The 18,497-nt window shown below is 59.3% G+C and carries 17 protein-coding genes and 2 pseudogenes; 5 read left to right on the top strand and 14 right to left on the bottom strand.

The genetic code is table 11. The features are described from left to right. Nucleotides 1-155: 155 nt before the first annotated feature. The 7 genes and pseudogenes from ACW9UQ_RS11045 to ACW9UQ_RS11015 form a co-directional block, all read right to left on the bottom strand. Complete coding sequence (locus tag ACW9UQ_RS11045; protein WP_458931073.1) at nt 156-524, bottom strand: hypothetical protein; 369 nt, start codon at nt 522-524, stop codon at nt 156-158. 11 nt (nt 525-535) lie between these two features. Then, nucleotides 536-823, bottom strand: a pseudogene (locus ACW9UQ_RS11040) (transposase domain-containing protein); the annotation flags it as partial. 238 nt (nt 824-1,061) lie between these two features. Next, the gene (locus ACW9UQ_RS11035; RefSeq protein ID WP_458931072.1) at nt 1,062-1,574 is read right to left on the bottom strand and encodes a CarD family transcriptional regulator; all 513 of its coding nucleotides are present in this window, start codon (nt 1,572-1,574) and stop codon (nt 1,062-1,064) included. Between the two features lie 307 nt (nt 1,575-1,881). After that, the gene (fdxA, locus tag ACW9UQ_RS11030) at nt 1,882-2,220 is read right to left on the bottom strand and encodes a ferredoxin FdxA (RefSeq protein ID WP_458931071.1); all 339 of its coding nucleotides are present in this window, start codon (nt 2,218-2,220) and stop codon (nt 1,882-1,884) included. Nucleotides 2,221-2,279: 59 nt separating this feature from the next. After that, on the bottom strand, nt 2,280-2,636 hold the full coding sequence (locus tag ACW9UQ_RS11025; RefSeq protein WP_458931070.1) for an RNA-binding S4 domain-containing protein: 357 nt from the start codon (nt 2,634-2,636) through the stop codon (nt 2,280-2,282). Continuing rightward, nucleotides 2,633-5,449 carry a helicase-related protein gene (locus ACW9UQ_RS11020; RefSeq protein WP_458931069.1) on the bottom strand — a complete coding sequence of 939 codons (2,817 nt, stop codon included), beginning with the start codon at nt 5,447-5,449 and terminating at the stop codon, nt 2,633-2,635. Before ACW9UQ_RS11020 ends, ACW9UQ_RS11025 begins: the two co-directional genes overlap by 4 nt. Nucleotides 5,450-5,460: 11 nt before the next feature. After that, nucleotides 5,461-6,024 (bottom strand): tetratricopeptide repeat protein, encoded by a 564-nt coding sequence (locus ACW9UQ_RS11015; protein ID WP_458931068.1) that lies wholly within the window; start codon nt 6,022-6,024, stop codon nt 5,461-5,463. 74 nt (nt 6,025-6,098) lie between these two features. Here ACW9UQ_RS11015 and ACW9UQ_RS11010 point away from each other — a divergent pair, with 74 nt between their 5' ends. Both ACW9UQ_RS11010 and ACW9UQ_RS11005 read left to right on the top strand, forming a co-directional pair. After that, nucleotides 6,099-6,389, top strand: a complete 291-nt coding sequence (locus ACW9UQ_RS11010) for an SCP2 sterol-binding domain-containing protein (RefSeq protein ID WP_458931067.1) — start codon at nt 6,099-6,101, stop codon at nt 6,387-6,389. 38 nt (nt 6,390-6,427) lie between these two features. Then, nucleotides 6,428-7,330, top strand: coding sequence for an alpha/beta fold hydrolase (locus ACW9UQ_RS11005; RefSeq protein ID WP_458931066.1), 903 nt, complete (start codon nt 6,428-6,430; stop codon nt 7,328-7,330). Nucleotides 7,331-7,773: 443 nt separating this feature from the next. On the opposite strand, the gene hisN is transcribed toward ACW9UQ_RS11005, so the two are convergent. The 3 genes from hisN to typA all read right to left on the bottom strand — a co-directional run bounded on the left by hisN (nt 7,774) and on the right by typA (nt 11,075). Then, nucleotides 7,774-8,574: a histidinol-phosphatase gene (gene hisN, locus ACW9UQ_RS11000; protein ID WP_458931065.1), complete on the bottom strand. Its 801-nt coding sequence runs from the start codon at nt 8,572-8,574 to the stop codon at nt 7,774-7,776. Between the two features lie 79 nt (nt 8,575-8,653). Further along, a complete protein-coding gene (locus ACW9UQ_RS10995; RefSeq protein ID WP_458931064.1) occupies nt 8,654-9,028 on the bottom strand; it encodes a helix-turn-helix domain-containing protein in 375 nt (124 codons plus the stop codon). Nucleotides 9,029-9,254: 226 nt separating this feature from the next. Then, nucleotides 9,255-11,075 (bottom strand): translational GTPase TypA, encoded by a 1,821-nt coding sequence (gene typA, locus ACW9UQ_RS10990; RefSeq protein ID WP_458931063.1) that lies wholly within the window; start codon nt 11,073-11,075, stop codon nt 9,255-9,257. Nucleotides 11,076-11,204: 129 nt separating this feature from the next. Between typA and ACW9UQ_RS10985 the strand changes: the two are divergent. Then, a pseudogene (locus ACW9UQ_RS10985) lies at nt 11,205-12,160 on the top strand (NADPH:quinone oxidoreductase family protein). Nucleotides 12,161-12,215: 55 nt separating this feature from the next. Here the strand turns inward: ACW9UQ_RS10985 and ACW9UQ_RS10980 are convergent. Further along, nucleotides 12,216-13,754 (bottom strand): helicase HerA-like domain-containing protein, encoded by a 1,539-nt coding sequence (locus ACW9UQ_RS10980; protein ID WP_458931062.1) that lies wholly within the window; start codon nt 13,752-13,754, stop codon nt 12,216-12,218. A gap of 505 nt (nt 13,755-14,259) precedes the next feature. Between ACW9UQ_RS10980 and ACW9UQ_RS10975 the strand changes: the two genes are divergently transcribed. Together ACW9UQ_RS10975 and ACW9UQ_RS10970 are read left to right on the top strand one after the other, a co-directional pair. Then, the gene (locus ACW9UQ_RS10975; protein ID WP_458931061.1) at nt 14,260-14,970 is read left to right on the top strand and encodes a DNA helicase; all 711 of its coding nucleotides are present in this window, start codon (nt 14,260-14,262) and stop codon (nt 14,968-14,970) included. 164 nt (nt 14,971-15,134) lie between these two features. Then, nucleotides 15,135-15,872 carry an invasion associated locus B family protein gene (locus tag ACW9UQ_RS10970; RefSeq protein ID WP_458931060.1) on the top strand — a complete coding sequence of 246 codons (738 nt, stop codon included), beginning with the start codon at nt 15,135-15,137 and terminating at the stop codon, nt 15,870-15,872. Between the two features lie 6 nt (nt 15,873-15,878). Here ACW9UQ_RS10970 and ACW9UQ_RS10965 read toward each other — a convergent pair whose 3' ends face one another. The 3 genes from ACW9UQ_RS10965 to lpxD are packed head-to-tail and all read right to left on the bottom strand — an operon-like array spanning nt 15,879 to nt 18,487. After that, nucleotides 15,879-17,090: a beta-ketoacyl-[acyl-carrier-protein] synthase family protein gene (locus tag ACW9UQ_RS10965; protein ID WP_458931059.1), complete on the bottom strand. Its 1,212-nt coding sequence runs from the start codon at nt 17,088-17,090 to the stop codon at nt 15,879-15,881. Further along, the gene (locus tag ACW9UQ_RS10960) at nt 17,090-17,362 is read right to left on the bottom strand and encodes an acyl carrier protein (RefSeq protein WP_458931058.1); all 273 of its coding nucleotides are present in this window, start codon (nt 17,360-17,362) and stop codon (nt 17,090-17,092) included. Before ACW9UQ_RS10960 ends, ACW9UQ_RS10965 begins: the two co-directional genes overlap by 1 nt. A 30-nt stretch (nt 17,363-17,392) precedes the next feature. Beyond that, a complete protein-coding gene (gene lpxD, locus ACW9UQ_RS10955; RefSeq protein ID WP_458931057.1) occupies nt 17,393-18,487 on the bottom strand; it encodes a UDP-3-O-(3-hydroxymyristoyl)glucosamine N-acyltransferase in 1,095 nt (364 codons plus the stop codon). Between the last annotated feature and the right edge of the window lie 10 nt (nt 18,488-18,497).

Genomic DNA, 18,497 nt, shown 5'->3' with positions numbered 1-18,497 from the left:
TCGCCCTCATAGGCCCGGTCCATAATCATTGCAGCGCCTTGGGGCGGTGACCGCCAGCCTTCCAGCAGGGCGCGGCCTTCGGGCGCGTCGTGCGCATTCCCACCAGATCGGCTGAATGTATCCGTCCGGTGTGGGTGCATAGCTGATCGTTTTGCCTAATTTTTACTTGCAGCCGCCCTGCTTACCCTGTTTCGATCCAAGCTTTTGAGCCATTTTTCCCGGTCAGGCCAAGTCGCGCCCAAGTCAAATTTCTCAATATATTCATTTTGTTTTTCGGTATCGAGGCTCCACCAAAATGGATAGAATACATCGTGCAGGTAGTCTTCGCCGTGGCCCATTCGCCACCCAATACTGCCAATGAGGATTTGTGGATACTGCAACCAAGGCGGCAAAGGTTCCGCATCAATGCGCTCAAATGAGAACCGATCAGCAAGTTTCTGGGCAACCTGCCGCATTTCTATGACGTCATGCGGAACGGTGTTGGGCACTGAGCGCTGAAAGAGCCGTTTTATACTTGTGATCATGCGATTTGCTCTCATAGCGTTGGTGTATTCCACGGCATCAGTTCATCGATCCTGTTGATCTTGTGGTCTGGAAGGCGTTCGAGCACCCATGTCAGCCAGGCTTCGGGATCAACGCCGTTCATTTTGGCGGTTTCGATGAGGGTGTAAGCGATAGCGGCGGGTTTGCCGCCTCCGGTTGACCCCATGAACAGGTAGTTTTTGCGGCCCAGGGCGATGGGGCGGATCGAGCGTTCACAGATATTGTTGTCCAGCTCCAGGCGACCGTCGCTGAGATAGGGGCGCGCCTTGGGCATGCGGTTCTGCGTACAGATCGAGCGCTTCTCGTCATCAGACCAAAACCGCTTCTTCTGAACCTTCTTGCCCGCCATAGAGTGCCCCATGATGTCCACTATCGATGGTGGACACTATCAAGCCCTCCATCACACCGTCAGAGCGGGGAAACCGGACGGATACAGAACGGGGGCCATCAGGGTTTTCGGAGGCACAAAAAAACGCGCCCGACGAAGCGGACGCGTTTTTTCTAAAATCGAACCGTGATCAGGCGGCGCGTTTGTCCAGAACTTCGCCGACCTTTTCCTGGGCTTTCATCTCTTCGATGCCATCCACGGCAGCCACTTCGCGGGTCAGGCGTTCCAAGGCTGCTTCGTAAAGCTGACGCTCGGAATAGGACTGTTCGCGCTGATCATCATTGCGGTGCAGATCGCGAACCACTTCGGCGATGGAAATCAGGTCGCCGGAGTTGATCTTTTGCTCATATTCCTGCGCCCGGCGGGACCACATAGCGCGCTTGACGCGGGCCCGGCCCTTGAGCGTGTTCATCGCCTTGGTCACAAGTTCCGGCGAAGATAGCGAGCGCATACCAACGGTCGAGGCCTTCGCAGTCGGCACGCGCAGGGTCATCTTGTCTTTCTCGAAGTTGATGACGAACATTTCCAGCTCGATCCCGGCGACTTCCTCTTTGTCGATCGAAACGATCCGCCCTACCCCGTGTGCAGGATAGACCACAAACTGGTCAGGGCGGAATTCCATGTTCTTTTTGCTCTTGGTCATACAGTTAGCTTCCTCTTCAACTTCGGCCTGCCAAACGCGCGAAAGACAACGGAAACGCCCCCTTCATTTACGAAGGTGATCCGTCCCTCAGGCGTGCTGGCCGGTCGCAAGGCCCCATCGCGCCTTTTGATCAAAATGGCGCGGGCGACCGGAATATGACGTTTATATAGCACAAATCGGCTGCGATTTAAAGATGTGGTAATATCCAAGGGCAAGACGCAAAGGCTCACAAACCCTATATATTGTGAGGTTTTAACCCCAAGCCACCGTTTTCGTTTACCTTTTATACGAATGGATAGCGAATCGCCTAGCCGCCCTCACCAGGCTTTTCCGAGAAGTATTTCTCAAGCTTGCCATCCTCGCCATCACGCTCTTCCGCTTCGGGCAGCGGGTCGCGCTTGGTGACCAGAACGGGCCAAAGCTCCGCATATTTGCGGTTGAATTCCACCCATTGTTCCGTGTCCGGCTCGGTATCCGGGCGGATGGCATCGGCCGGGCATTCCGGTTCACAAACACCGCAGTCGATACATTCGTCCGGGTGGATGACCAGCATATTCTCACCCTCATAAAAGCAATCCACCGGACAGACTTCGACGCAGTCGGTGTATTTGCAGGCAATGCAGGCGTCATTGACGATATAGGTCATCGAGGTATTTCCAGAAAACGGGCGTCCGTCGCACTAGGTGCCTCAGCCAGTCAGAGATTTCAAGTAGGCAACGTAAGCTTGGCCTTGGCGGCAGCCCGACGATCGCGTTGCGGCGGCTTCGGAGCCTTAGATAGTTGATCCTGCGCCGGAGTCAAATCTTCGTAAAGTGTTGCCGCTTCGGTCGCCGGACCGCGGCGCGCCCCGATGGCCAGCACTTTGACGATACGGATCTGATCCGCCTGCGAAAAGGTCAGCACATGATCGGGCTTGACCAGGGTCGAGGCTTTGCTGACCCGTTCGCCATCCAGACGCACCCTGCCGGATTTTACCACATCAGCAGCCAGGCTGCGGGTCTTGAAAAACCTTGCATACCAAAGCCATTTGTCGATGCGCTGGGTTTCGGCCGGGTCGCTCACTCTTTCGACTTCAATGCCATCAGCGCGGCGAAGGGGTTGTCCGGGTCAATCGGCTTGTCCTTCGGCTTGGCACTATGGGTGCGTGGGCCATCCTTGCGCTGCGGCTTGCCGCCCTTTGGAGGCTTCGCGCCCTGCTGGCGGCGCGGCGGCGACCAGGTGAAGGTGTAGAAGACCTCGACCTCGGGTTCTGCATCCGCGGCTTCTGACAAATCTGAGGCTTCGGGGGCCGGTGCGGTGTCTTCCGCTTCGGCTGGCGCAGCTTCTGCCGCCTTCGGTTCTTCCGCCGCTTCGGTGTCAGCCGGTGCGTCGTCTGACGGTGCGTCTGCTGGCGCAACCTCCGGCGTCTCTGCCGGAGTTGCCTCAGATGTTGCGCCATCCTCTGTTGAGGCCGCATCACCCGCACCCTCAGCCACCGCAGGCTCGACCACAGGTTTCGGCGCTTTCGGGCGCTCGCCGCGCTCCGCCTTGTAGCCCATGCCTTCCATCAGGTTGGCGAACTGCTCCAGCGTCAGGCCGGTGATCGACAGCATATCAGCTGATCCTTCAAACCCGGCGCGCGTATCCTGATTGCGGATCATGTCGGCCAAGCGTTCCAGCATGTCGATACGGATCGCCCGCTCCCCCGATAGCCGGTAACCGGACCGGGCATAATATCCATCCGGCGCACCTTGCACCCCGGGCACGGTCACCAGACCCGGCGGCGGGGCTGACGGGATTTCCTCAAGCTTTTCGGCCAAGCCCCACAGCACCAGACGCAACCGGGTTGGGGCGGGTTTCAGCATCAGGGGCTGAAAAATGGTGAACTGGCCAAAGCGCACGCCGTGCTTGCGCAGGGTTGCGCGGGCGTCCTGATCCAGCGACTTGATATCGGCGGCCACGTCGGCGCGCGGAACGACCCCCATCGCCTCGACAATGCGAAACGCCACACCCCGGGCCAGACCGGTCAGCATTTCGTCATCCCGAAGGGCGATCAGCGGTTCAAACTGCGCGGCGATACGGCGTTCGATGAAATGGGTCAGGCGGCGACGGACCTTTTCGACGACATCCTCGCCCGCGGCCTCATCAACGAAGGGTTCCACGGATGGCGACAGTGTGTCCGCACCGGCTACCAGCTTGCCCACGGCATGCTCGCCCCACATCAACCCGCCCTGTTCGGTCAGGTCCATTTCCGTGTCAGGCGCATTGTAGAACTTGTCCGCCAAAAGGTTCAGCGCGGGTTGCAAGGCGGCAAGCGCTGCAGCGCGCAGCGTCTTGGCCTCATCCCCGGTGGCAGAGGGATCCTGCTGAAACCGGAATCCCACCATTTTTCCAACAAACTGGTCTTCGATACGGACTTCGCCGTCCTTATTCACTTCGGCCACCAGGCCCTCCTTCTGTTTCAACCGGCGCATCAGAACCGAGGTGCGCCGGTCGACAAATCTTGCAGTCAGGGCTGCGTGCAGCGCATCTGACAAGCGGTCTTCTACCGCACGGGTCTCGTCTCGCCAATGGTTTGTGTCACTTAACCAGTTTTTGCGTTGCGCGACATAGGTCCAGGTGCGGATAAAGGCGAGACGTTTGGATAGGGTGTCAATATCGCCCGTGGTCTTGTCGATCCGTGAAATCTGCGCGGCAAGCCAATCCTCGGGCACCTCGCCGTCATGCAGAAATTCATAAAGACGCTGGCACAAGGTGGCGTGCTCCTGCGCTGACACTTTGCGGAAATCCGGGATCTGGCAGACATCCCAGAGCAGCCGCACATCCGGTGCACCTTGGACCCGGTCACGCATCGCCGGAATGGACCAGAGCGCCTTAAGCGTGGCCAGATCATCCGCTTCGCGCGCCTTGAGCAGTTCCTCATGCCCCGGGGCCACCTCCAGCGAGGCGACCAGCGCGTCGGGTGTGCCGAAATCCAGCCTGGAGTTGCGCCATTGCAGCTTTTTCAGCGATGTAAAGCGATGGTTTTCGATGGCTGCAACGGTTTCGGGGTCCAGCGGCGGGGCCTCGCCAGTGACGCCAAAGGTTCCATCATCGGTAAAGCGCCCGGCCCGCCCCGCAATCTGGGCCAGTTCATTCGGGGCCAGATGACGATGGCGGCGGCCGTCAAACTTGGCCGTGCCAGCAAACGCAACATGAGTGATATCCAGGTTGAGCCCCATGCCGATGGCATCGGTTGCGACCAGATGCTGCACATCGCCGTTCTGATACATTTCGACCTGGGCATTGCGAGTGCGCGGGCTGAGCGCCCCCATCACCACAGCCGCGCCGCCTTTCTGGCGCCGGATCAACTCGGCAATCGCATAGACATTATCCACCGAGAACCCGACAATGGCCGAGCGCGGCGGCATGCGGCTGATCTTTTTCGGTCCGGTATAGCTGAGGTTCGAAAACCGCTCCCGCTTAGTGAATTGTGCCGCCCCGATCAGGCTGGCGATGCGCGAACGCATCGTCTCAGCCCCCAGAAACAGGGTTTCCGAGGTCCCGCGCGCATTCAGCAGACGGTCGGTAAAGACATACCCCCGATCCGGGTCGCCACATAGCTGGATTTCATCCACAGCCAGAAAATCAGCGCCCAGATCCACGGGCATCGCCTCGACCGTGCAGACCCAATATTGCGCACGCGGCGGCACGATCCGTTCCTCGCCCGTGACCAGCGCCACAACAGAGGGGCCGCGCAGCGCCACGATCCGGTCAAAGACCTCGCGCGCCAGCAGCCGCAGCGGCAGGCCGATCACCCCGGTGCGGTAGCTCAGCATGCGCTCAATCGCGTAATGCGTTTTGCCTGTATTGGTCGGCCCCAACACCGCCGTGACGCGGGCCTCACTGTCGAACATGGGTCTGGTCCTTAAAGGGTGGCGCGGCCCAACAAATGGTTGAGATAGCCGATACCCTTTTCCATATCTTCATGATGCGGGTTGAGGGCCTTGGCGCGCTCATAGGCTTCCACCGCGGCCGCATAATTCCCCATTTCACTGTAAATCAGGCCCAGACCTACCAGCGCGCCAAAATTATTTGGGTTCAGCGTCAGGGTCTTCCGAAGGTCATGCAACGCCAAACCGTATTGATCATTCATGAAAAACGCGGTGGCGCGCCCTTCCCACCCGGCGGCAAAATCAGGCGCATGATCGGTAACGGCCGAAAAATAGGCGATGGCATCATCGATACGTCCATCTTCCAGGGCAGTCTCGCCCCGTTTGAACATCAGATCGACGGTGACAGACCCGGACCGGTTCCACAAATCCATCAACTTGCCTTCGGTCGCGCGCCAGTCGCGGCGGTCGGTTTCAGCCAGCTGGCGGAGCAGCTCTTCCGCCTCGGCCTGATCCGCATTTTGCGCACTCAAAGACTGCGCCCCGGCGGGGGCGGTCAGCGTTGACGCTACGAAAGCGGCAAGGAAGCTCTTTTTCAACCAGGTCATGCCGTCTAGGATAGCACTCAGGAATGAAAAATCGAGCGCTTATTGCGCCGGGAAAAGGACTGGATATGAGCGATATTATTGAAAAGGCTGTTGCGGCGCTTAATGAAAAGCTGGCGGGCGCTGATTTTGACGACACGGCTAAATTCGTGATCGAGGACGAAGGCGCGATCATGCTGGACGGCTCTGGTGCGCGTGCAGGCGACGAAGAGGCTGACGTCACCCTGACCGCAGACGCCGAGACATTTGAGGGCATCCTGAGCGGGGAGCTTAACGCAACCGGTGCCTTCATGGGCGGCAAGTTGTCGGTGGACGGCGATATGGGTCTGGCGATGAAGCTGGGTTCGGTGCTGTCCTGACCGCAGAACCCGCACCTCTTTACGCTGGTCTGGGCGGTGTGCCGCCCGGAGGGGCGGCGCACTGGGTCAAGGCAGCCGACGGCACCCGTATCCGCATTGCGCTATGGTCTGGCCAGCGTGTCGGCACCGTTTGGTTTCTGAACGGACGCACCGAATATATCGAGAAATACGGCCACGCCTATTCCCGCCTGCTGGGCATGGGCCTGAATGTGGTGACACTGGACTGGCGCGGTCAGGGCCTGTCGGATCGCGCCCTGCCCGACCCATTCATTGGCCATGTTGATGACTTTGCCAAATATCAGCAGGATTTGCAGGCCATGCTGGCGCATCCACGCGTTCAGGCCCAGCCCGGCCCGCATATTCTGATGGGCCATTCCATGGGCGGCTGCATCGGTATGCGCGCGCTGGTCGAGGGGCTGTCGCCAGACGCTGCGGTGTTCTCTGCCCCGATGTGGGGCATCCATGTCAATCCGCTGCTGCGTCCGATGGCTGAACTGATGATGCTGGTCAGCCGAATGGGCGATATGACCCGGCGGGTGCCTCAGACCTCGGAAAAAGCCTATGTGCTGGAGAACGGGTTCAAGGGCAATCTGCTCACCTCGGACAAGGGCGGCTGGGATCAGCAGGTTGCGCATCTTAAGGCCAAGCCCGACCTCAGCCTCGGCGGCCCGTCCTTTGAATGGGTTACACAAGCCCGTAAGGAGGCCGCAGCCCTTTGCAATCATCCCACCCTGCCGGACCTGCCGATCCAGCTCTTCCTTGGCACGGCGGAAAAGGTGGTCAGCAAGCGGGCAATCCGGGGGCTGTCCAAGCGCCTGCCGAATGCCAAGCTGGTGCCCTGCAAAACCGCGCGGCATGAGATCTGGATGGAAACTGAGGAGGTTCAGGAACGGGTCTGGCGGATGACCCGGAATTTCCTGCATCCGCTCTGGAACGACTGAGGCGGTTACCAGCGCCCGGTTGCACCGCCGCCGCCAGATCGCCCGCCACCAGAACCGCCACCGCCCGATGAACGGTTGGATCGACGGGCGATTTTATAGACGGTTTCCTCCGAGTGGTCACAATGGGTGCATCTCACAAGACGAACCCCTGTGCCTTCCAACATAGTACCGGCCGGCACAGTCGTGCGCCGCGTCTGGCGCAACCCGCGTCGACCGCAGCTGGGACAAGTCCGAAACCGCGCAAGCGCATCGTTAAAGCGTTTCGGGATCAGCGGCTTCAAGCATCTCCGCGAAATCGTTGACCGTCGTGGTTTGATAATCTGGATAGGTTTGCGCGAAAGCAGCGCCTGACCAAAGGAAGGCGAAAAGAAAAAATATACGCATTGCTTATATATATGGGCGTAGAGTCGCAAATTGAAGTGGGGCTGCGTCGTCGGAAGGGGTCAGGCGGACAAGATCATGAGTGCCTGTTCATGAAGCGCCCTTGAGGCCGCCGCCAAAACCTGCCCCCCCTGATGCACCGGTCCGCCATGCCAATCGGTGACGATCCCGCCTGCAGCCTCAACCACGGCCATGGGTCCCTGAATGTCGTAAGGATGCAGGCCAGCCTCGATCACCAGATCGATCTGCCCTAGGGCCAGCAGGCCATAGGCATAGCAATCAGTGCCATAGCGGGTCAGCCGCACCTTATCGCGAACGTGTTCAAAAGCTTGCCGTTCCGCCATTGTTCCCACCTCTGGGAAGGTTGAGAACAGGATCGCATCGGCCAGATCGCTGGTCTGACGGGTTTTCAATGGGCGGGATGTGTTCCTGTGCGTATGCTCCGCCAAATCCAGACCGCCGATAAAGCGTTCCTCATTGAAAGGCTGGTCAATGATGCCCAGAAGCGGCGCGTCGCCCGTATTTACGGCAATCAGTACGCCCCAACACGGCAAACCGGACAGAAACGCCCGCGTGCCGTCAATGGGATCAAGCACCCAGGTCAGACCGCTTTGACTGTCGACGGGCGCTTCTTCCTCGCCCAGAATGCCATCCTGAGGTCTGCGCTTGGCCAGAATGGCGCGCATCGCGCGTTCGCAGGCTTTGTCAGCGGCTGTGACCGGGTCAAAAGCTGCGCCATCCGCCTTGTTTTGCGTGGCCAGGCGGTCCGTCCGGAAATAGTCCAGCGTCGCGCCGCGGGCCGCATCGGCCAGTGCATGCGCTGTCATGACAAGCTCTTGTTTCAGCTCTGCCGAAATGTCCATTTAGCACCCCCCGAAATGACCCAATGGCCGTGCATTTCACATGCGCGGCCAGTGGTCAATCGGTGGGTGGGATCCAGCGTCAAGCGACGTCGCTGAGAACCCTTGCCAGATCGAACAGCTTGCGCCGCTGCTCTTCAGGGATGGAGTAGTAGGAGCGCACCAGCTCCAACGCCTCCTTATCGGCCAGCAGATCGCCCTGAGGGTTATCCGCCGCCGCACTCGCCTGCTCTTGCTCGGCACTGAGGCCTTCGAAAAAGAAACTGATCGACGTATCAAGCGCGCGGGCAATATCCCAAAGCCGAGACGCACTGACACGGTTCATACCGGTTTCATACTTTTGAATTTGCTGGAACTTGATCCCGACAGCATCTCCAAGCTGCTGTTGGGTCATGCCAAGCATCCATCTGCGATGCCGAATACGCTTTCCGACATGCACATCCACTGGGTGTTTCATTGTATTCACTCTCTATTCCACAACCGTCACAAGTACTGCTTCAGACACAGATACGCGCGACCCTGGCGAGATATTCGCCAGGCCGACACGCGACCTAAATCTGGACTGAAGGGGCCGAACACGGGGAGGCCCGTGCATCTTATACCAGCTTTTCAGACAGTTGAATACAACTTTGAAGCGTTATGGCAAAAACTGTGACCTATCTTTATTTTTGCCCATAAACGGGCTAGCCCGCCTCTTTCTTAGCGGCCCTTTTTCGCTCATGCGGGTCCAGGTGAACTTTGCGCAGGCGGATATGATTCGGCGTGACCTCGACCAACTCATCGGTGTCGATATAAGCGATTGCCTCTTCCAGGCTCATCTTGCGTGGCGGTGTCAGTGTCACCGCCTCATCCTTGCCCGAGGCCCGAACATTGGTCAGTTTCTTGCCTTTCAGCGGATTCACTTCTAGGTCATTCTCGCGACTGTGTTCGCCCAGGACCATACCCTGATACACCTCTTCACCGGCACCGATGAAAAAGAAACCGCGATCCTCTAGGTTGAACAGGGCGTAAGGTACGGCGGACCCCGATTCCATTGAGATCAGAACACCGGCTCGACGACCCGCAATAGCGCCCTTGTGGGGGGCCCAGTCATGAAACACCCGATTCATGATGCCCGTGCCGCGTGTATCGGTCAGAAACTCACCATGATACCCAATCAGCCCACGTGATGGGACATACGCGACAATCCGGGTCTTACCGCCCTGCCCCTGCCGCATCTCGGCCAACTCGCCTTTGCGTGTCGCCAGCTTTTCCACCACTGCGCCGGAATATTCGTCATCCACGTCAATGGTGACCTCTTCGATCGGCTCATGCCGGGTCCCGTCGATTTCCTGATACAGGACCTGTGGGCGGGCGATGGACAGCTCATAGCCTTCGCGGCGCATATTCTCGATCAGAACGCCCATCTGCAATTCGCCGCGCCCGGCCACCTCGAACGCCTCGCCTCCGGGGGTGTCGGTGACGCGGATCGCCACATTTGATTCAGCCTCGCGCATCAGGCGCTCGCGGATCACGCGCGACTGCACCTTCTTGCCATCGCGGCCTGCGAGCGGGCTATTGTTGATACCAAAGGTGACCGAGATGGTGGGAGGATCAATCGGTTGCGCCGGGATCGGGGCGCTGACCGCCGGATCACACAGCGTGTCGGCAACGGTGGCTTTGGTCATGCCCGCGACAGAGACGATATCGCCAGCCTGCGCTTCCTCCACCGGTTGCTGCGAAAGACCACGAAACGCCAGAATTCGGCTGATACGAAAGCGCTCGATCTCTTCGCCATCGCGGTTCAGGGCCTTCAGGCTTTGCCCGGTTTTCAGTGTGCCGCTTTCGATCCGGCCTGTCAGAATGCGGCCAAGGAAGTTATCGGCTGCCAGCGTGGTTGCCAGCATCGCCGCGGGCTGATCCGCCTGCGCCAGTTGCTTGGGCGCGGGGACATGATCAACCACCAGTTTGAACAAGGCAGACAGATCCTCGCGTGGGCCTTCCAGACTGTCATCCGCCCAGCCCGACCGGCCGGAGGCATAGAGCACGGGGAAGTCCAGTTGCTCTTCGCTGGCATCAAGGCCGACGAACAGATCAAAAACCTCATCCAGCACGCGATCCGGCTCTGCATCCGGTTTGTCCACCTTGTTCAGCACCACAATGGGGCGCAGGCCAAGCGCCAAGGCCTTGGAGGTCACGAATTTGGTCTGCGGCATCGGCCCATCGGCGGCATCTACCAGCAGCACCACACCGTCAACCATGCTGAGGATACGCTCCACCTCGCCGCCGAAATCGGCGTGGCCGGGGGTGTCGACGATGTTGATCCGGTGCTCCTGCCATTCAACGCTGGTACATTTGGCAAGGATGGTAATCCCTCGCTCCCGCTCCAGATCGTTGCTGTCCATGGCGCGTTCGGTGATCGCCTGATTGTCGCGGTAGATACCGGACTGTTTCAAAAGCTCGTCCACCAGTGTGGTTTTGCCGTGGTCAACATGGGCGATGATAGCAATATTGCGGAGGTCCATGGGGTCTGCCGTTTCCTCAAAAAAACATCGGGTCCCGCATGATATGGGACCCGTTCGCGACTGCACATAAATCCGCTTGCGACGAAAGGCAATCTCCGCTTTGCCTAAGATAGCAGAAAGGAGAGTACTATGCGCACAATGCGGTTCCACGAATTGGGCGAATCCCTGCAAGCCGACGATATCACGATGTCTGATCCGGGGCCCGGCCAGATTAGGCTGAGGGTGCATGCCTGCGGCGTCAATTTTGCCGATACGCTGTTGGTTGAGGGCAAGTATCAGGAAAAACCCGCCCTGCCCTTTGCCCCGGGAATGGAGATTTGCGGCACGGTCGATGCTTTGGGGCCTGATGTTGAGGGCCCTGCCATCGGTACGCGCGTCGCCAGCTTTGCGGGATCAGGCGGCTTTGCAGAGGCAGCACTTGTGCCTGCGGCAACCTGTGTGCCGGTGCCCGACACCATGCCCGATGATGTCGCCGCCGGATTTCTGATCGCTTATGGCACCTCGGATGTCGCACTGAACCGTGCGGGCCTGTTGCCCGGCGAAAAACTGCTGGTGCTGGGGGCATCCGGTGGGGTCGGCCTGACCGCTGTGGAGCTGGGGAAGCTGATGGGGGCCGAGATGATTGCCGTTGCACGCGGGGCCGACAAACTGAAAATCTCGTCCAAAGCCGGGGCTGACCACCTGCTGGACAGCGATACCGCCGACCTGCGCACTGAGGTCAAAGCGATTGGCGGCGCAGATGTTGTCTATGACCCTGTCGGCGGCGCACTTTTTGACGCGGCCCTGCGCGCCACCAATCCCGGTGCCCGCTTGCTGCCGCTGGGCTTTGCCTCTGGCACTGTTCCGCAGATCCCGGCCAATATTTGTTGGTAAAGAATCTGACCGTGCATGGCCTGTATTGGGGCGGCTATCTGAGGCTGAACCCGAAGGTCCTGCATGACAGCTTTACCCGGCTGTTCGACCATTACACCAAAGGCAAGCTGCACCCGCATGTCAGCCATGTTTTGCCACTGGACCAAGCGAACGAGGCGCTGGACTTGCTGCGCAGCCGAAGGGCGACGGGCAAAGTGGTGGTGTCGGTCTGACATCGGCTAAGCGGGCGGCACCCTGTGAAAGTCCTGCGTTGCTATCCGCCGCAGATCATCGCGCCTTGAACAAGCCTCCCAGAATACCGCGAATAAATTTCCGGCCCGAGCGCGAGGACGCCGTGCGGATCACCTCTTTCACCAGGGTTTCGCTTACGGTGTCAGAGTTGCGGCGGCGTGTGGTGGTCTTGGTGCGGCCATCATAGCGGCGGGCGGATTTGAATTCGCGCTCTTCCTTGGGCTTGGTGGTTTCCTTCGCCTCGGCTTCCTCTGCTTCGCGCGCGGCAGCCTCCGCCCTTTTTGCCAGGATCTCATAGGCAGATTCGCGATCAAGCGGCGTATCATAGAGGCCCGCTAACGGCGACGCAGCGATTACGGCCTTACGTTCCGCATCATCAATCGGCCCCAGGCGCGAGGATGGCGGGCGGATCAGGGTCCGCTCCACCACCGACGGCACGCCTTTGGCTTCCAACATCGAAACCACAGCCTCCCCCACACCGACATCACGGATAGCATCCTCGGTATCGAAGCGATCATTCGGCCGGAATGTCTCGGCAGCTGCGCGCACAGCCTTCTGATCCCGGGGCGTGTAGGCGCGCAAAGCATGCTGAACCCGGTTGCCCAGCTGACCAAGGATATCGGAGGGCACGTCATCGGGGTTCTGCGTGATGAAATACACGCCGACCCCTTTGGACCGGATCAGCCTTGCCACCTGCTCTACCTTTTCGACCAACGCCTTGGGTGCGTCATCGAACAGAAGATGCGCCTCGTCAAAGAAGAAAACGAAGACCGGTTTGTCCGGGTCCCCAACCTCGGGCAGATCCTCAAACAATTCGGACAACAGCCATAGCAGAAAGGTCGCGTATAGCCTGGGGGAGGCCATCAGCTTATCCGCCGCCAGCACATTGATCCGGCCAAGCCCGCCCGGCGTGGTCGCGATCATATCGGTCAGTTTCAGCGCCGGTTCACCAAAGAACTTCGCAGCCCCCTGATTCTCCAGAACGATCAGCCGCCGCTGGATGGCCCCAACCGACGAGGTGGCGATATTGCCATAGCGCAGCGAGATTTCCTTGGCGTTCTGACCCAGCCAGACCAGCAGCGATTGCAGATCCTTCAGATCCACCAAGGGCAGGCCCTGTTCGTCGGCCAGACGGAAGGCAATGTTCAAAACGCCCTCTTGCGCCTCGGTCAATTCCAAAAGCCGGGCCAGCAGCAGTGGGCCCATTTCGGAAATCGTGGTGCGCACCGGATGGCCCTTTTCGCCAAACATATCCCAGAAAACGGTGGGGAAATCGCGATACCCGTAGTCGTCAAAGCCAATCTTGGCAGCTCGGTCGATCAGTTTCTCATGCAGCTTGTGCGCGGGCGAACCTGCCGCCGCCAGACCGGACAGGTCCCCCTTTACATCCGCCAGAAACACCGGCACCCCGGCCTGCGAAAATCCTTCCGCGAGGATCTGCAGCGTGACAGTCTTGCCCGTCCCCGTAGCGCCGGCAATCAAGCCGTGACGGTTGGCATATTTCAAAAGCAAGTTTTGCGGGGTGCTGTATTCGGCGCCGCCACCGCCAACAAAAATCTGATCCGATTGCGTCATAAGTCGCTATTCCCAAGTATGTGACGAACGCAACATACAAAATTAAGGGTTTTACGCCATGGTAGAGTTGCAAGGGGCCGACGGCCTTTTTTGCAGACTTCCTCCCTGTTGAACTGGCCGCGCCTTTGGGCGCGGCTCTTTTCAATCGCAATCCTGTCTCAAAAGTATAGGTTTTTCGGAAACCCAGTTGACGATGTCAGTAGGAATTCCTAGCGTAACCGCACAGTTGGCTGGTCCGACGGGGAGAAAGCTGCAAAGCAGCAGGAAGGCATCGCTTGCGGTGCCTTCTTCATTTCTTATGCATCATTTTCATAACAGTTTGATGACGTGAAAGCCTATTGAGGCGGAAACTCACACGCGCTATTCTTTCGCCAAGGCATGGCTCAGGCCTCCCCCCTCCGCCGGGGCAGCACTTCAGTGTAGAGTTTCTGAAATCGAACCTATCCTGTTCGAGCATTCGCATAAGGAGGGATTGCGTTACCCGCTCGAAAGAGGAGGTTTCGAAATGCGGTTATCCGCCCCAATCTATATGCTTAAGCGCAAGGCAAAACAGCTGGTGCGCAACACATCCACCCCCTTGCATGCTGCCCTTGACCAGATCGCCATCGCCGAAGGGTTTCAGGCCTGGAGCCATCTGACAGCGCATACCGCCAACACATCAAAGGCCGGTCAAATCCTTGAGACACTGACACCCGGTGATCTGATGGTGCTGGCCGCACGCCCGACGCAAGGCAAGACGATGCTGGGTCTGAAACTGGCCGCTGAGGCGCAAGAAACGGGCCGCACCGCCCTGTTCTTTACCCTTTGCTACACCGAGGCGGACGTTGCCCGCCGCTTCAATGATCTTCAGACCAATGCAGATCAGGCTGATGCGGTGCGGATTGATACCTCAAACGATATCTCGGCCGATTATGTGATTGGCAGAATGCGCGAAACCAGTGGACCTGCCCTGGCGGTAATCGACTATCTGCAACTTCTGGACCAGAGACGCACCAGCCCGGCGGTTGAGGATCAGGTCATAGCGCTGAAAGCCCATGCGCAGAAAAGTGGCGATATCTTCGTCCTGATCTCACAAATCGACCGCCGTTTTGAGGTGTCGGGCCGGTCGATGCCAGATTTGACGGATCTATATTTGCCCAATCCGCTGGATGTTTCGCTGTTCGACAAGACCTGTTTCTTGCACAATGGCGACATCCAGCTGGCTACCGCGGCCTGACCTTGTGTCTTGCCGGGGCATGGTTCCGGCAAGACATCGCCCGCCTGGCGGCTGTGCAAAGGTGTAGCTTGCAACACTTGGCGGCGATCCTACGTTGACAGTCCAGACGCAGCCTGACACCAGTGCCGCATCACATCCTCGAGCAGGAGAGAGAGGGGTTTAGTATGAAAATTTCACGATTAGTGGCCATGACAGCGCTGGCGACCAGCCTTGTGGGTTTCGCACAGGCGCAGACAGATGGCGGGACAGCACCGGAAACACCGATCGAAACACCGACGGCCGAGACACCGGCACCAGCAACCGAAACACCGGCAACCGAAACACCGGCGACAGAAACCCCACCAGCGGATGCCCCTGCAACAGAAGCGCCCTCCGATCAGCCTTCTGCCGAAACAGATTCCGCTGCAGCCCCGGCACCTGCTGAGCCTGAGGTTGTAACCACCCAGCATGGCGATTGGGAGTTGCGCTGTACCGTCGATAAGACGGACTGCTTTATGTATCAGCTGCTGCAGGATTCGGCCCAGAACCCAGTCGCTGAATTCACCCTGCTTGTCCTTCCTCAGGGCAGCAAGGCCCGTGCCGGTGTCACCGTGGTGACCCCGCTGGGCACATTGCTGGAGCCGGGGCTGGTTCTGCAGATTGACAGCAGTCAGGCGCGCAAATACGGCTTTACCTGGTGTGATCGCTCCGGGTGCTTCGCACGCTTCGGTCTGGAATCGGCTCAGGTCGACAACTACAAGCGCGGCAATGTCGCCAAGATGCGCATCCTCTCGGCCTCGAACCCGCAGCAGCCCGTTGATCTGGCAGTGTCGCTGTCCGGTTTCACCGCCGCCTATAACGAGATGGAAGCCGTGCTAAAGGCCGCGACCGAAGCGGCGCAACCTGCGCCTGCTTCCGAGTAAACCAAATCAGGCGCTGCGCCGCAGCGCCAGAACCGCGTTCAGCCCGCCAAACGCAAAGGCGTTGCTGAGCGCGGTATCGACCCGGGCCTCTCGCGCGTGGTTCGGCACGACATCCAGATCACAGTCTGCATCAACCTCTGTATGACCGATGGTCGGCGCGATAACGCCGTCCCGCAACGCCATGATGCAGGCCAGCAGTTCAACTGCACCCGTGCCCCCGATCAGATGGCCATGCATGGATTTGGTTGAGGACAGCATCAGCGCCTCGGCATTATCCCCGAACACCTCGCGCACGGCGGCACATTCGGTCTTGTCATTCGCCTTGGTGCCGGTGCCATGGGCGTTGATATACCCCACATCTTCGGTCCGAAGCCCTGCATCCTTCAGCGCACCGCGCATGGCACGCACCGCGCCGTCCCGGTTTGGCATAACAATGTCAGACGCGTCAGAGGTCATGGCAAAGCCCACAACCTCGGCCAATATTTCGGCGCCTCGGGCCTTCGCGTGCTCCATCTCCTCAAAGACAAAGATCGCCGCGCCTTCCCCCTGCACCATCCCGTTGCGATCCGCCGAGAATGGGCGGCAGCCATCCTTGGACATGACACGCAGCCCTTCCCATGCCTTGATGCCACCAAAGCACAGCATGGATTCCGAGCCGCCCGCCAGCATCACGGGGGCCATGCCGCTGCGCACCAGATTGAACGCCTGCCCCATCGCGTGATTGGACGAAGCGCAGGCCGTGGCCACGGTAAAGGACGGGCCGCGCAACCCGTGCGTCATAGAGATATGCGAGGCCGCGGCGTTGTTCATCAGGCGCGGTACCACAAAGGGATGCACCCGGTTCTTGCCCGCCTCATAAACAGAGCGATAGTTTTCATCCTGCGTCTGCAAGCCGCCACCAGCCGTGCCCAGCACGACACCCGCCTTGTCGGCCTGTTCTTCTGACAAGCTCAGGCCAGAGCGTTGCATGGCTTCGCGCGCAGCCAGCAGCGCAAACTGGGTAAAGGGATCGTAAAGGGCCAGTTCCTGGTTCGAGAAATGCGCCTTGGGATCATAGCCCCTGATCTGGCCGCCAATGCGGATCGACAGGCGGTCGACATCCTGAAAATCAAGCTCACCAATGCCGCAAACGCCTTCGGCCATGGCCGCCATCACCGATGGCGCATCCTGTCCGAGGGCGCAAAACGCCCCATGCCCCGTGATCGCGACCCGGCGCATCAGGCGCTCGGCTTTTGCTCTGCGATCAGGCGCGCAACGCCATCTGCAACGGATTGCACCGTGGTGATGTCGAAATCGGATTCGGCGGGATCATTGGCGTTATAGGGCACGGAAATATCAAAGCTTTCCTCGATGGCGAACACCATCTCCACCATGGCCAGACTGTCCAGACCCAGCTCCTCCAATGTTGAGTCCATACGGACTTCGTTTTCGTCCAGCACCGCCTGCTCGGCGATAATCTCAACGATCCGCTCGCGTATTGCACCGCTCATCGTTGCCTCCGTCACTCGGTCTTGTTTGATCTAGTCTTTCGGGTCCGCCTTTGAAAGACGTTTTTGCAGCGCCTCTAGCTGGGTCAGCAAACGTGGCAGGCGGCGCATCACCTTATAGCCTTCCACCGCCAGATCCATTCGCACCGCCGGCGTGCCCATCATGATGCGGCCGGGTGGCACGTTCGAGGACGCCCCCGTCTGTCCGGTCAGGATGGAATCAGAGCCAACGGTGATATGATCGGCCAGCCCGGCCTGCCCGCCCAGCACCACGCGGTCGCCAATGACGGTCGAACCGCCAATCGCCACAGCCCCGCATACAAGGCAGGTTTCGCCTATCTGCACATTATGCCCGATCTGCACCAGATTATCGATCTTGGTGCCATTGCCGACCGTTGTGTCCGCCACTGTGCCCTTGTCGATGGTGGAGTTTGCACCAATCTCAACGTCATCGCCAATCTGAACCGCCCCCAGTGAGTTGATGCGCACGAACCCTTTGGTCTGGCTGGCCTCGCTAATCGTACCTTGTTGTCTGGCCTCTTCAACCGCGCCGGGTTTTGGGGTGACAAAGGAAAAGCCATCACCGCCGATCACAGCCCCGGGCTGAGCAATAAAGCGGTCGCCGATGCGGACATGTTCACGAATATGGACACTTGGATGCAGCAACGCATCATCGCCGATCACAGCCCCCTGCCCGACCGAGCAATGCGACAGGATGCGGGCATTCCGCCCGATCCGCGCGCCTGATGCGATATGAACAAACGGGCCGATCGCCGGGTTTTCGCCGATCACTGCCCCGTCCTCAATGACGGCAGAGGCATGGATACCCGGCGCAATCCGCACCGGGTCATCAAACACTTGGGAAACCCCGGCCATGACATAGCGCGACCTGGGGGCAAAAATCGCCGCCTTCAGACCCAATGCCTGCCAGTCTGTGTCGGGGGGAAGAACTGCGGCTTCGGCAGCTGACTGTTCCAACGCCTCGAGATAGGTCTTCTCCATTGCCATCGCCAGATCGCGTGCGCCTGCACTTCGCGGCTCTGCCGGGCGGTCGATGCGCAGATCCAGATCGCCCACGGCCTCCGCCCCTAATGCGTCGGCAATTTCACGGATGGTAAAGGATGGCATGAACGGCAAT

It is taken from the genome of Halovulum sp. GXIMD14793 (genome assembly GCF_054457435.1).
The sequence above is the reverse complement of the archived record's forward strand: the minus strand, read 5'-3'. Positions and strand labels throughout refer to the sequence as shown.